Here is a 14,349-nt window from a genome sequence, read left to right on the forward strand (position 1 = left end):
AAAGCTTGCGTTCGAAAATATAATCAGTTATACTGACTATATTGTTTGTTGATTATTTTAGGTGGTGACGATTTTGGAACAGTTAAGTCAATTCTACGGATTTTTGCTAGGAAAGATTCTTCAGCAAATGGAGGATCAATTTGCTGACGTTCTGGCTCCGTATAACTTGAATGCCAGGCAATTCGGAGTACTTGTATTTATTGAAGAAAATCCTTTTTCTTCTCAAAAACTGATTTCTGAACAACTGCAGATCGACCGTACGACAATGGTGAGTCATGTTGACCATTTAGAAGCTTCAGGCTTTGTAGAAAGGACAAAAAACGCAAGTGATCGCAGGGCATACCGCCTAATCCTTACTGAAAAAGGCAGCGATGTACTGTCATCATGCAAACAGATTTTAGTACAGACAGAATACGAGGTTTTATCCCCTCTGACTGACGATGAAAAAAAGTTATGTAAAGATTTGCTTTTAAAAGTATGGAAAAAGTATAAAAACTAGGAGGCATACCCTATGAATTCACTCGATTTTTTTAATGCACGTTTAGAAGCCACCATTAGTCCGATGGATTATTTGAGATCTTCAAAGGACAACCCTGAAAAATATTTTTTAATGGATGTAAGAAACGGGCCAAGCGAAGTCAGGAGCTTGACGATAAAAGGTGCTCGAGTAATACCTGAACACGATCTCCCTCATCGATTAGAGGATATCCCGAAAGATAAAGAAATTATTGTGTACTGCTGGGATGTCTGGTGCAATACGGCAGCTAAAGCAGCTAAAATTTTATTAGAAAAAGGCTATCAAGTGAAAGAGCTGACCGGAGGGATCGCGTCATGGAGAGAAATGAATTTTCCTGTGTCAGCATGTACCGAAGGGGATACTGACAAGGATGCTTGCGGATGCTGAAAGGGATGAATAGAAGGTATTGGATCGGCGTGGCTTCGCAAGATCACGTCTTGAAAGGTGTATCTGGGGGCTTTGCACAACTTTGCCACGGAAAAGAGGCGCCTTTAAAAAGAATGAATCCTGGTGATTGGATCATTTATTACTCCCCAAAACAGAATCTCAAAGATCAAGCGCCCTATCAAAAGTTTACAGCTGTAGGAAAAGTGAGTGATAACAGAGTTTACAAAGTTCATGCGGGAAAAGAATTCTCACCTTACAGAAGGAAGATCAACTTTTTAAAATGCCGAGAAACGCCGATCCACCCATTCATTCCTAACCTCACTTTCATCAAAAACAAACGGCACTGGGGTTATTCCTTTCGATTTGGGCACATAGAAATAAGTGAACATGACTTCAAACTCATCGTTAAACAAATGGTAAAAATATAAAGGGCAGCTGCTCCCTTTATATTTTTTTGCTTTAGTGGAGCATTTAGAGCGCATTGGCAAAACAAATGATTTTTTAAATGGAAAAATTTTTCGGAAAATTTGAAATGAAAGTGTTTGCATAATCAAAATAATCGCGTTATCATACTTGTATACAAGTATACTCGTATAACTAGGAAGGTGAGTGTATGAGCAAATCTAAAAATCTTTTATATCCGGAGAAGTGGCTTTCAAGAGCTTCAACAGGTGTTCGCGTTGCATGCGAGCTGAGAATGCGCATTATTTCCGGCTTGATTGAAAGCGGTACCATTTTATCCGAAAATAAATTGGCTGCGGAATTCTCGGTGAGCCGGTCTCCCATCCGCGAGGCTTTAAAAATACTGGCATCGGAAAAAATCATCCGTTTGGAAAGGATGGGCGCCGTTGTCATCGGTTTAACTGAAAAAGAAATCGGAGAAATTTATGATGTGCGTCTGGTGATGGAAACATTCGTATTCGAACAGCTTGGACGGGCCAATGTCGATGAACTGGTAACAGACCTCAGCAAAATATTGGAGATGATGAAAGTCTCCATCAAATACAAAGATGCCGACGAGTTCTCATTTCAAGACGTCTTATTTCACGAAACGATTGTCCGCTCCATCAATCATTCTTACATTTTGATGATATGGAACAATCTCAAACCTGTGATGGAAAGTTTTATTCTTTTATCCATGCGGGCCCGCTTAAAAGAAAAATACGAAGACTTTGAACGAATTCTCGATAACCATGAACTTTATATCCAAGCGATCAAAACGAAAGACAGGGATCTGATGCTTAAATCCCTACATCAAAATTTCGATGACGTGCAAGGTAAAGTTGAAGATCTGTGGCTGTCGCAACAAATGCTGGCGAAAGGGGCCGAACAAGAAAATGACTAGTTATATGTTAGGCATAGATATCGGTACGACAAGCACGAAAGCGGTTTTATTCTGTGAAAAAGGGGACGTGATCCAAAAGGAAAGCATCGGCTACCCGCTTTACACACCGGACATCTCGACCGCTGAACAAAACCCGGATGAGATCTTTCAGGCCGTCATCCAGTCAACGGCGAAAATCATGCAGCAGCATCCTGACAAACAGCCGTCATTCATTTCATTCAGCAGCGCCATGCACAGCGTGATCGCCATGGATGAGCATGACCTGCCGCTGACGCCCTGCATCACATGGGCGGATAACCGCAGTGAAGGCTGGGCGCATAAAATCAAAGATGAACTGAATGGACACGATGTCTACAAACGGACAGGGACGCCGATTCATCCCATGTCGCCTTTCAGCAAAATCGCCTGGATTGTGCACGATCGCCCTGAAATCGCTTCCAAAGCTAAAAAATATATAGGAATCAAAGAATATGTCTTTAAAAAGCTGTTTGATCAATATGTGATCGACTATTCCCTGGCTTCGGCCATGGGGATGATGAATCTCAATAAGCTGGATTGGGATGAAGAAGCATTAGCCATCGCCGGGGTTACACGAGACCATTTGTCTACACTCGTCCCGACGACAGAGATCTTTCACAACTGCAATCCCGATGTTGCGAAGCAAATGGGGATCGATCCGAAAACGCCAGTTGTCATTGGAGCAAGCGACGGCGTGCTGTCTAATCTGGGCGTCAATGCCATTAAAAAAGGCGAAATTGCCGTCACAATCGGGACAAGCGGCGCCATTCGAACGATCATCGACAAGCCTCAAACAGATGAAAAAGGGCGAATCTTTTGCTACGCCTTGACCGATAAGCATTGGGTCATCGGCGGACCGGTAAACAACGGCGGAATCGTTCTCCGCTGGATTCGGGATGAATTCGCCTCTTCAGAAATCGAAACGGCAAAAAGGCTCGGAATTGATCCATACGATGTGCTGACGAAAATCGCTGAACGCGTAAAACCCGGTGCCGACGGCCTGCTGTTTCATCCATATCTTGCGGGTGAACGCGCTCCGTTATGGAACCCGGATGTGCGCGGATCGTTTTTCGGCCTGACCATGTCCCATAAAAAAGAACATATGATTCGGGCGGCATTGGAAGGAGTCATCTACAACTTATACACCGTATTTTTAGCATTGACGGAATGCATGGACGGCCCCGTCACCAGGATTCAGGCGACAGGGGGCTTTGCAAGGTCTGCCGTTTGGCGGCAAATGATGGCCGATATTTTCGAATCGGAAGTCGTCGTCCCGGAAAGCTATGAAAGTTCATGTCTCGGAGCCTGTATTTTAGGTTTGTATGCCACGGGAAAAATCGATTCTTTCGAGGTTGTTTCTGACATGATCGGCAGTACCAACCGACATGCGCCGGAAGAAGAGTCGGCCAAGGAGTACAGAAAATTGATGCCGATCTTTATCAACTTATCGAGAGCATTGGAACAGGAATATACGCAAATTGCCAATTATCAAAGAAGCTTAACCAACCAAAAATAGCGAAAGAAATGGAGGCGCTATCATGCCATTAATCATTGTCACAGTCGGGATCTTAGTGTTATTGCTATTCATTATGGGCTTGAAACTCAACACGTTTGTTTCCTTAATCATCGTTTCGTTTGGCGTTGCTTTAGCACTTGGAATGCCGTTTGATAAGATCGTCGGCACAATTGAAGAAGGATTGGGCGGAACGCTCGGCCACATCGCCTTGATTTTCGGACTCGGCGCCATGCTCGGCAAGCTGATCGCAGATTCGGGCGGGGCGCAGCGCATCGCGATGACACTCGTCAATAAATTCGGTGAGAAAAATATCCAATGGGCAGTCGTTATTGCCTCATTCATTATCGGTGTCGCTTTATTCTTTGAAGTAGGATTGGTTTTATTAATCCCAATTGTGTTTGCGATTTCAAGGGAATTAAAAATATCGATTCTTTTCCTCGGCATCCCGATGGCGGCGGCTTTATCCGTTACACACGGCTTCCTGCCTCCGCATCCCGGACCGACAGCGATCGCCGGGGAATACGGGGCAAATATCGGGGAAGTCTTGCTGTACGGTTTCATTGTTGCGATTCCGACAGTCCTGATCGCCGGACCTATCTTTACGAAAATCGCCAAAAAGATCGTACCCGAATCATTTACGAAAACCGGGAATATCGCGTCATTAGGTGAACAAAAAACATTCAAGCTTGAAGACACGCCAAGTTTTGGAATCAGTGTATTTACTGCAATGCTTCCCGTTATCATTATGTCGATTTCTACAATTATTACACTGCTTCAAGAAACAATAGGGCTTCAGGATAATGGTTTTCTGGCATTTATCCGTCTTATCGGAAATGCCTCTACTTCGATGGTGATCTCCTTACTGGTTGCGGTTTATACCATGGGGATCGCCAGAAACATTCCGATCAAAACGGTGATGGACTCTTGTTCAACGGCCGTTACACAAATCGGGATGATGCTCTTGATCATCGGTGGCGGCGGCGCCTTCAAACAAGTATTAATTAACGGCGGTGTAGGCGATTATGTAGCCGAATTATTCAAAGGAACCTCCATGTCGCCGATCTTGCTCGCCTGGTTGATCGCTGCGATCCTCCGCATTTCCCTGGGATCTGCCACTGTTGCCGCTTTGTCCACTACCGGGCTTGTCATTCCCATGCTGGGCCATTCCGATGTCAATCTCGCATTGGTCGTGCTGGCAACCGGAGCCGGAAGTGTCATCGCTTCCCATGTCAATGACGCCGGCTTCTGGATGTTCAAAGAGTACTTTGGTTTAAGCATGAAAGAAACATTTGCGACATGGACATTGCTGGAAACGGTTATCGCAGTAGCCGGACTAGGATTCACATTACTGCTCAGTTTATTTGTATAACATTGATGAAGGAGTAAACATATGGTTAATACAATTGGTGTCATCGGCTTAGGCGTGATGGGCGGCAATATCGCCTTAAACATGGCCGCAAAAGGAGAACAAGTCGCCGTTTATAATTACACAAGGGATTTAACAGATCAGCTGATGCAAAACATCGAAGAACTGCCTGTCAGTCCGTACTATGAGCTTCAAGATTTCGTCCAGTCATTGGAAACACCGAGAAAAATCTTTCTGATGGTGACAGCGGGCAAACCGGTGGACTCTGTGATCGACTCATTAATCCCGCTGCTTGAAAAAGGAGACGTCATCATGGACGGAGGCAACTCCCACTACAAAGATACGGAGCGAAGATATGACAAGCTGAAAGCGAAAGGAATCGGCTATTTGGGAATCGGGATTTCCGGCGGTGAAATCGGTGCGTTAACAGGACCTTCCATCATGCCGGGCGGAGACCGGGACGTCTATGAAAAAGCCGCTCCCATCTTGACAAAAATCGCTGCGCAAGTCGGAGCTGACCCATGCTGTGTATATATCGGTCCAAAAGGAGCCGGACACTTTGTCAAAATGGTGCACAACGGGATTGAATATGCTGACATGCAGCTGATCGCAGAAGCCTATGCATTTTTAAGAGAAAGATTGCGTTTACCCATTGATGAAATCGCTGCCATTTTCGAAACGTGGAATCAAGGCGAGCTGAAAAGCTATTTAATCGAAATCACGGCGGAGATTTTAAGGAAAAAGGACGACAAAACAGGGAAGCCGCTGATCGACGTCATTCTAGATAAAACTGGGCAAAAAGGGACAGGCAAATGGACGAGCATACAAGCCATCGACAATGGCATTCCATCCTCCATTATCACGGAATCGCTGTTTGCGCGCTTTCTGTCTTCCTTAAAAGAAGAACGGGTGGCTGCTGAAAAGGTGCTCGCCGGTCCTGAAAAAGAAGAACGGCCTATGGATAAAGACTTGTGGATCGACTTCGTCAAACAAGCATTATACATGGGAAAAGTCTGCGCCTACGCGCAAGGCTTCACCCAATATAAAATGACGTCAGAGCTTTACGGATGGGACTTGCCTTTGAAGGATATCGCCCTGATTTTCCGCGGCGGCTGCATCATCCGGGCCGAATTTTTAAACCTGATCAGCAAAGCATTCCAACAGCAGCCGGACCTGTCCAATTTGCTGACCGCGCCTTTCTTTACCGAAAAGCTTAAAGAATACCAAACCGCTTTGCGAAAAGTCGTCTGTGAAGGCATCAGCTCAGGCATGTCACTCCCATGCTTCAGCACATCCCTCTCCTATTACGACGGCTACCGGACAGGCCGGTCAAACGCCAATCTGCTGCAGGCGCAGCGCGACTATTTTGGCGCGCATACGTATGAGCGCACAGATATGGACGGTGTATTCCATACCGCTTGGCATTAACATCCTGTTAGGATAACGGTTGAACTGCACCCTGATTGTTAAAATCTTAATAATTGGAGTGCAGTTTTTCTCGTTCCAAAGGCTTAATCCATGAAAATTTAATATTTCAAAATAATTTATTTCCAGTTCATAATCCATGGGTTCTATTTGAAAACGCTTTTAAAAACGCACACATGAGCAATTTTTCCCGTTTTCATGATGATTCATATTTTGTTCAACATTTCACAAACTATTATATTAACTCCCGTGCTATGATTAGATTCATAAAAAACAAGGAGTAGATGCCATGACAAACTACTTATTCTCACATCAAACAAGCCCCATATCACCATAAAAATTTTTAGCCACACTTGTGAAATACGTCACAAACTTGAGCCTGCAACACCTTTGGAAAAGCTCTGGACATCCTGTTTGAAATCAATCCTATTAATTCAATGGAGGGGTTTACAATGGCAGTCGACGAAAAGGAAATCAAACAAAAGCAAAACGTTTCAAAAACGATTGACCGTTTAGTGGAAAAGGGTCTGAAAGCGCTAGAAGAATTCCGCAGCTTTGATCAGGAGCAAATTGATGAAATCGTCAAACAAATGGCGCTTGCCGGCCTTGATCAGCATATGCACCTTGCAAAGCTTGCTGTAGAAGAAACAAAACGCGGCGTATACGAAGATAAAATCATTAAAAATATGTTTGCCACAGAATATGTCTATCATAATATCAAATACAATAAAACAGTTGGGATCATTAACGAAAACGAACATGAAGGGGTCATTGAAATTGCAGAACCTGTAGGTATAGTCGCCGGGGTGACGCCAGTGACAAACCCTACCTCCACCACCATGTTCAAGTCTCTGATCTCGATTAAAACAAGAAATCCCATTGTGTTTGCGTTCCATCCATCCGCCCAAAAATCCAGCGCCGAAGCTGCCAGGATTTTGCGAGACGCGGCTGTTCAAGCAGGGGCACCGGAACATTGCATTCAATGGATCGAAACGCCGTCACGCGAAGCAACCCAGGCGTTAATGACCCATCCGAAGATTTCCCTCATTCTTGCCACAGGAGGCTCCGGCATGGTGAAATCCGCCTACAGCTCAGGCAAACCGGCACTTGGCGTCGGACCGGGAAATGTTCCATGCTACATTGAGAAATCTGCGAACTTGAAACAAGCCGTCAATGATCTGATTTTATCCAAAACATTTGATAACGGTATGATCTGCGCTTCCGAGCAGGCGGTCATCATCGATAAAGACGTTTATTCAGACGTCAGAAGAGAATTGACAGCCAACAATTGTTATTTATTAAACGAAGCGGAAAAAGCGAAAGTAGAAAAATTGGTCATCAACGAATCTACCTGTGCCGTCAATCCCGCTATTGTCGGAATGTCGGCCTGCAACATCGCCGAAATGGCGGGTATAAAGGTTCCTGAAGGCACGAAAATCCTCGTTGCCGAATTAAAAGGAGTGGGGCCGGAATATCCGCTTTCAAGAGAAAAATTAAGCCCTGTGTTAGCCTGCTACAAAGTCAGCGGACTACAGGAAGGATTAAAACGGGCCGAAGAAATGCTCGAATTCGGCGGCTTGGGCCACTCCGCCGTCATCCATACCACCGACAAGGAAGCCATTGAGCAATTCGGATTAAGGATGAAAGCAGGGCGGATCATTGTCAATGCACCGTCCTCCCAAGGGGCGATCGGTGATATTTATAATGCCTATATGCCGTCCTTAACACTGGGCTGCGGCACATATGGAGGAAACTCTGTTTCGACAAACGTCGGTGCCGTTCATTTAATCAATACAAAAAAAGTGGCAAAAAGGAATGTCAATATGCAATGGTTTAAAGTTCCGCCAAAAATTTATTTTGAAAAACATTCAACACAATATTTAGCGAAAATGCCTAACATCTCAAAAGCGTTTATCGTGACAGATCCGGGAATGGTGAAATTGGGATATGTGGAACGCGTCCTCTACTATTTAAGAAAACGCCCGGATTATGTTCATTGCGAAATTTTCTCCGATGTAGAGCCTGATCCATCCATCGAAACGGTGATGAAAGGCGTTGAATCGATGGCCAGCTTCCAGCCGGATGTCATTATCGCCCTTGGCGGAGGTTCTGCAATGGATGCCGCAAAAGGAATGTGGATGTTCTATGAGCACCCTGACGCTGAATTCTTCGGATTAAAACAGAAATTTTTAGACATCCGCAAGCGCATCGTCAAATATCCGAAATTAGGCGAAAAAGCAAAATTCGTTGCCATTCCAACGACATCAGGAACCGGCTCTGAGGTCACCTCATTTTCTGTCATTACAGATAAAGAGGCCAATACAAAATATCCGCTTGCCGACTATGAATTAACGCCGGATGTTGCCATCATCGACCCGCAGTTTGTCATGACCGTGCCGAAGCATATTACGGCAGACACCGGAATGGACGTATTGACGCATGCGATTGAATCGTATGTATCCTGCATGGCCAACGACTATACCGACGGCTTGGCGATGAAAGCCATCCAGCTCATATTTGAATACTTGCCAAAAGCGTACAAAAACGGCAGCGATGAAGTTGCCCGCGAAAAAGTGCATAATGCTTCAACAATTGCCGGTATGGCATTCTCAAATGCGTTCCTTGGCATTAACCACAGCCTGGCCCATAAACTGGGGGCGGAGTTCCATATTGCCCATGGCCGCGCAAATGCCGTTCTTCTGCCGCATGTCATACGCTATAATGCGACCAAACCGAAAAAATTTACGGCATTCCCTAAATACAGCCACTTCGTAGCCGACCAGCGCTACGCGGAAATCGCCAGAACCCTGGGCTTGCCGGCAAAAACGACAGAAGAAGGCGTTGAAAGCCTGATCCAGGCCATTATCGGGCTTGCGAAACAGCTTGATATCCCAATGAGCCTCAAACAAAACAATATCGACGCCGTTGCCTTCGAAAACAAAGTAGATATCATGGCAGACCGCGCTTTTGAAGACCAATGCACAACAGCGAATCCGAAGCTTCCGCTTGTGTCTGACCTCGCTGACATCTACCGTGCTGCTTTTAAAGGAGTTTAATAGAAAGCCATCCTTAATCGGATGGCTTTTCTTTCAATTCACACCCTCTAATTGAGAATTAAACAGTCAAAAAACAATCCCTCAAACTGAGCTCACCGTTGCGTTTTATCAGCTAATGCAAAACCGGACACATAAATAAAATATAACAATTAAGTTTTTTGCCTTGACAAACAGCATGTTCTATTTAATAATTTATACATGATTAGAATTATTATAGATAAATAAAGTTTTCAACTTTATATTATTTATAAAACTACATGTTTCAGGAGGAAGATATATTATGTCTTTAATCGGAAAAGAAGTACAACCATTCGCAGCTAAAGCTTACAAAAACGGTGAGTTTATCGATGTAACACACGAAGACCTGAAAGGCCAATGGAGCATTTTCTGCTTCTATCCGGCTGATTTCTCATTCGTTTGCCCGACTGAGCTTGAAGATCTTCAAAACCATTATGAAGCGCTAAAAGAACTTGGTGTTGAAGTATACTCTGTTTCTACAGATACTCACTTCGTACACAAAGGCTGGCACGACAGCTCTGAAAAAATCGGCAAAATTACTTACGCGATGATCGGCGATCCGTCTCAAACGATCTCCCGCAACTTTGAAGTATTGAACGAAGAAGAAGGTCTTGCAGACCGCGGAACATTCATCATCGATCCAGACGGCGTGATCCAGGCTGTTGAAATCAACGCAGGCGGTATCGGCCGTGATGCAAGCATTCTGATCAATAAAGTAAAAGCGGCGCAATATGTCCGCCAAAACCCAGGTGAAGTTTGCCCGGCTAAATGGGAAGAAGGTTCTGAAACACTGACACCAAGCCTTGATCTAGTAGGTAAAATCTAAGGAGTGCATTCAATTGGTACTTGAAGCAAATATCAAAGCACAACTCAACCAATACATGCAGCTGATGGAGAATGACATTGTTCTCAAAGTTAGCGCAGGTGAAGATGATACTTCTAAGGATATGCTGGCTCTTGTGGAAGAGCTGGCTTCCATGTCATCGAAAATCACGATTGAAAAAGCGCAACTAAATAGAACGCCAAGCTTCAGCGTCAATCGCGCCGGAGAAGAAACCGGCGTGACATTCGCCGGCGTTCCGCTCGGACACGAATTCACATCATTGGTGCTGGCGCTTTTGCAAGTGAGCGGGAGACCGCCTAAGGTTGATCAAAAAATCATTGATCAAATTAAGAACATCAGCGGTGAATTCCACTTTGAGTCCTATATCAGCCTGACATGCCACAACTGCCCTGACGTTGTACAGGCATTGAATATGATGAGCGTGCTCAATCCGAATATCACGCACACGATGATCGACGGCGCCGCATACAAATCAGAAGTCGAAAGCAAAAACATCATGGCAGTGCCAACGGTTTACCTGAACGGCGAATCATTCGGAAGCGGCCGCATGACGCTTGAAGAGATTCTTGCGAAAATGGGCAGCGGCACAGATGTCTCTGAGCTTTCTGACAAAGATCCATTCGATGTGCTTGTCGTCGGCGGGGGTCCGGCAGGCGCAAGTGCGGCAATCTATGCGGCGCGCAAAGGCATCCGCACAGGTATTGTAGCTGAACGCTTTGGCGGCCAGGTTCTGGACACGATGAGCATCGAAAACTTCATCAGTGTGAAGCGCACCGAAGGGCCTAAGCTTGCGGCAAGCCTTGAAGAACATGTGAAGGATTATGATATTGATGTCATGAACCTGCAACGCGCAAAAGGTCTTGAGAAAAAAGATCTCTTCGAACTTGAACTCGAAAACGGCGCTGTCCTGAAAAGCAAAACCGTCATCCTGTCAACAGGTGCACGCTGGCGCAATATCGGCGTACCTGGTGAACAAGAGTTCAAAAACAAAGGTGTCGCATACTGCCCGCACTGTGACGGCCCATTGTTTGAAGGCAAAGACGTAGCCGTCATCGGCGGCGGAAACTCCGGTATCGAAGCAGCGATTGACCTTGCAGGTATCGTCAACCACGTTACTGTTCTTGAATTCGCACCGGAGCTGAAAGCTGACGAAGTTCTGCAAAAACGTCTCTACAGCCTCCCTAACGTGACTGTCGTGAAAAACGCCCAAACAAAAGAAATCACGGGCGATGAAAACGTAAACGGCATCACGTACGTAGACCGTGAAACAGGAGAAGAAAAACACGTCGAGCTCCAAGGCGTCTTCGTCCAAATCGGTCTTGTGCCGAACACGGAATGGCTGCCTGAAACCGTCGAACGCAACCGCATCGGCGAAATCGCCGTCGATAAACGCGGCGAAACAACCATCCCCGGCCTATTCGCTGCAGGAGACTGCACAGACAGTCCGTATAACCAAATCATCATTTCGATGGGGTCCGGAGCGAACGCGGCTTTAGGCGCGTTTGATTATCTGATCCGCAATTAACTAGTACAAAGCCGCTGTACTGCTTAAATGGCAGTGTGGCGGCTTTTTTCTTTCTATAAACCTTGTTCAGTTGCTCATTTTAAGTTGCCTCTCCCTTTAAAAAGTAATGATATACAGGACCTGATATGGCTCACCACACCAAATTCTCCCCCCCCTCCAGCAACACTTCTTATAACTATTCCTACTTCCGCATGGTCAAGGCTCATGAAGTCAAGCACATTGGATGATGGTAGCGGATGAACTGAGGATGAATCAATCATTAATTTTCTTCTTTGGAAAATTTCCTTTGTGTGTGACCTTTCAACATCCACTTTCTAAAGTAATTCAATAATTCACCCAAGGCCTGCCAAGTCATTGCATTTTCAATCGGAGCGTTCTCAGGCGAGACGGAATGTTTAATTAACGGCAGTAATTCCACCTCCTGCTTACGGTTTTATCTTTTCATAATGAAAATTAGCGACTTTAAACCGCTCTGCTCCTTCAACTTCGAGCTTTTTAAAATGCAAAATTCCAATCCCAACAGCAATAATCACTGTCTTTGTATAATGATTTTGGCCTGACGCTGCACTTAGCAAAAATGGGTATTGATTCTATTTTTTTATTCAACACCGCTGTTGGATCAAAGGTCAATCAACTAACATCCCAATTTATTTTCTCCGGGTAAACAAGGATTTCCCCGCCAATATTCAATTAGCTTCATCTCTCTTAACCCGCTATAAAAGGTTGAAATCATCCTGTTGATTCATCACCGTTCACTCCCAAACATCATTAGTAATTGTTTATCAAGGATAAGTTATTAAACTTGTTTGCATCATAATTAATTTTTTCTTTCTAAAAGTTTTCACTTTCATGAGGGTACAATGATAAGGACACAATTTCTGTATTGACATATTGAAAAATGAAATATATATTTATTGTTGATATTGATAATCATTATCGATTATTTATTCGTTTTCATTCTGCGGGCCATAAAGATGATTCAATATTTACTAGAGAATTAAAGTACTGGCTCTGGGGGACGTTTAATTGTAAAAAATCTAAAGTGTAATGATTCCAGATAAAAAGTGACAACCATCTCGAATCCAATGGTTGTGGAAAATCACCATCTACTGAAGGCCATTACGCGTATTATTCCACATCAATCAGGCTCAGTCCTTTTAGATGGAAAAGACATTTCAAAAGAAGACACAAAAGCATTGGCGAAAAATGGCCATACTGGCACATCGGACTATAAATATATCTGATCGACACCCTGTCCGGATGGCTCTTGTACGGGAGGATGAGTACTGCGGGAAGTCTTTCAAATTGACGCCGTTATTGGCCGTGATCCGGGAACAAATAAACCGATGTGTGTTACTTACAATTTATTAAGAGGTGAAAATGAGCATGAAGAAACTATTAATCCCGTTTTTGCTATTGCTAACTCTTATTATTAGTGCATGCGGCAATGAAGAGTCAGCAACAAAGGATAGCGGCTCAACAAAAAAAGAATCTAAAACGATTACATACCAAGCGGAAACAGGACCCATTGAAGTTCCAGCCGATCCACAAAGAGTTGTTATGCTTTCAGGGTACACCGGAAATGTGTTAGATTTAGGAGTCAACGTTGTCGGTGTAGACACTTGGTCTAAAAACAATCCAACCTTTAAAGAAAAGTTAAAAGATGTTCAAGAAGTTTCAGAAGATGACCTAGAAAAAATTATTGAATTAGAGCCAGATTTAATCATCGCGTTATCAACGGTAAAAAATTTAGACAAATTAAATGAGATAGCACCAACTGTTACTTATACATGGGGAAAAGTAGATTATTTAACTCAACACGTGGAAATTGGCAAGCTACTAAACAAAGAAAAAGAAGCCCAAGCATGGGTTGACGACTTTAAGCATCGGGCAGAAGAAATCGGAGAAGATATTCGTACAAAAATTGGCAAGAATTCAACTGTATCTGTTATTGAAGCATATGGGAAAGACCTTTATGTTTACGGTAATAACTGGGCGCGCGGTACAGAAATCTTATATCAAACGATGAAACTAAATATGCCTGAAAAAGTAAAGGAAGACGCATTAAAAGCAGGGTATTATACGTTATCAGCTGAAGTGCTTCCAAAATATGCGGGAGATTATGTCATTTTAAGTAAGTACTCTGATGCGAATACATCTTTCCAAGAAACAGACACATACAAGAACATTCCTGCTGTGCAAAATGGACATGTCATTGAAATGCAAGGCGAAGGCGCATCATTCACTGACCCAATCACACTTGAAAAGCAACTAGCATTCTTTAAAAAAGCGTTTCTAGGAAACTAAGACTGGAAAAGTAGAGGTCTATTGA

11 protein-coding genes and 1 pseudogene are annotated in these 14,349 nt (G+C 44.1%); all 12 read left to right on the top strand.

The window, feature by feature from the left end:
* Positions 1-64 precede the first annotated feature (64 nt).
* Entirely contained in the window at positions 65-499 is a 435-nt protein-coding gene (locus tag BTR1S_RS02545) for a MarR family winged helix-turn-helix transcriptional regulator (RefSeq protein ID WP_407654264.1), read from the top strand.
* 12 nt (positions 500-511) lie between these two features.
* The gene (locus BTR1S_RS02550) at positions 512-904 is read left to right on the top strand and encodes a rhodanese-like domain-containing protein (RefSeq protein WP_006639761.1); all 393 of its coding nucleotides are present in this window, start codon (positions 512-514) and stop codon (positions 902-904) included.
* Positions 898-1,332 (top strand): EVE domain-containing protein, encoded by a 435-nt coding sequence (locus BTR1S_RS02555; protein WP_006639762.1) that lies wholly within the window; start codon positions 898-900, stop codon positions 1,330-1,332. The genes BTR1S_RS02550 and BTR1S_RS02555 overlap by 7 nt, the downstream gene beginning before the upstream one ends.
* A 185-nt stretch (positions 1,333-1,517) precedes the next feature.
* The gene (locus BTR1S_RS02560) at positions 1,518-2,249 is read left to right on the top strand and encodes a GntR family transcriptional regulator (RefSeq protein WP_006639763.1); all 732 of its coding nucleotides are present in this window, start codon (positions 1,518-1,520) and stop codon (positions 2,247-2,249) included.
* Positions 2,242-3,783 carry a gluconokinase gene (gntK, locus tag BTR1S_RS02565; RefSeq protein ID WP_029419786.1) on the top strand — a complete coding sequence of 514 codons (1,542 nt, stop codon included), beginning with the start codon at positions 2,242-2,244 and terminating at the stop codon, positions 3,781-3,783. Before BTR1S_RS02560 ends, gntK begins: the two co-directional genes overlap by 8 nt.
* A gap of 22 nt (positions 3,784-3,805) precedes the next feature.
* Positions 3,806-5,152 carry a GntP family permease gene (locus BTR1S_RS02570; RefSeq protein WP_029419787.1) on the top strand — a complete coding sequence of 449 codons (1,347 nt, stop codon included), beginning with the start codon at positions 3,806-3,808 and terminating at the stop codon, positions 5,150-5,152.
* A gap of 21 nt (positions 5,153-5,173) precedes the next feature.
* Positions 5,174-6,577 carry a decarboxylating NADP(+)-dependent phosphogluconate dehydrogenase gene (gene gnd, locus BTR1S_RS02575; protein WP_006639766.1) on the top strand — a complete coding sequence of 468 codons (1,404 nt, stop codon included), beginning with the start codon at positions 5,174-5,176 and terminating at the stop codon, positions 6,575-6,577.
* A 449-nt stretch (positions 6,578-7,026) separates the two neighbouring features.
* Positions 7,027-9,630 (top strand): bifunctional acetaldehyde-CoA/alcohol dehydrogenase, encoded by a 2,604-nt coding sequence (adhE, locus tag BTR1S_RS02580; protein ID WP_006639767.1) that lies wholly within the window; start codon positions 7,027-7,029, stop codon positions 9,628-9,630.
* 280 nt (positions 9,631-9,910) lie between these two features.
* Positions 9,911-10,474 carry an alkyl hydroperoxide reductase subunit C gene (ahpC, locus tag BTR1S_RS02585; protein ID WP_003177913.1) on the top strand — a complete coding sequence of 188 codons (564 nt, stop codon included), beginning with the start codon at positions 9,911-9,913 and terminating at the stop codon, positions 10,472-10,474.
* A gap of 13 nt (positions 10,475-10,487) precedes the next feature.
* Positions 10,488-12,017: an alkyl hydroperoxide reductase subunit F gene (gene ahpF / locus BTR1S_RS02590; RefSeq protein WP_006639768.1), complete on the top strand. Its 1,530-nt coding sequence runs from the start codon at positions 10,488-10,490 to the stop codon at positions 12,015-12,017.
* A gap of 1,025 nt (positions 12,018-13,042) precedes the next feature.
* Positions 13,043-13,222 (top strand): annotated as a pseudogene (locus BTR1S_RS23675) (ATP-binding cassette domain-containing protein); the annotation flags it as partial.
* A 181-nt stretch (positions 13,223-13,403) separates the two neighbouring features.
* Complete coding sequence (locus BTR1S_RS02595) at positions 13,404-14,324, top strand: iron-hydroxamate ABC transporter substrate-binding protein (protein WP_006639771.1); 921 nt, start codon at positions 13,404-13,406, stop codon at positions 14,322-14,324.
* Positions 14,325-14,349: the final 25 nt, after the last annotated feature.

This window comes from Bacillus sonorensis NBRC 101234 = KCTC 13918 (assembly GCF_001592005.1).
Classification (GTDB): Bacteria; Bacillota; Bacilli; order Bacillales; family Bacillaceae; genus Bacillus; species Bacillus sonorensis.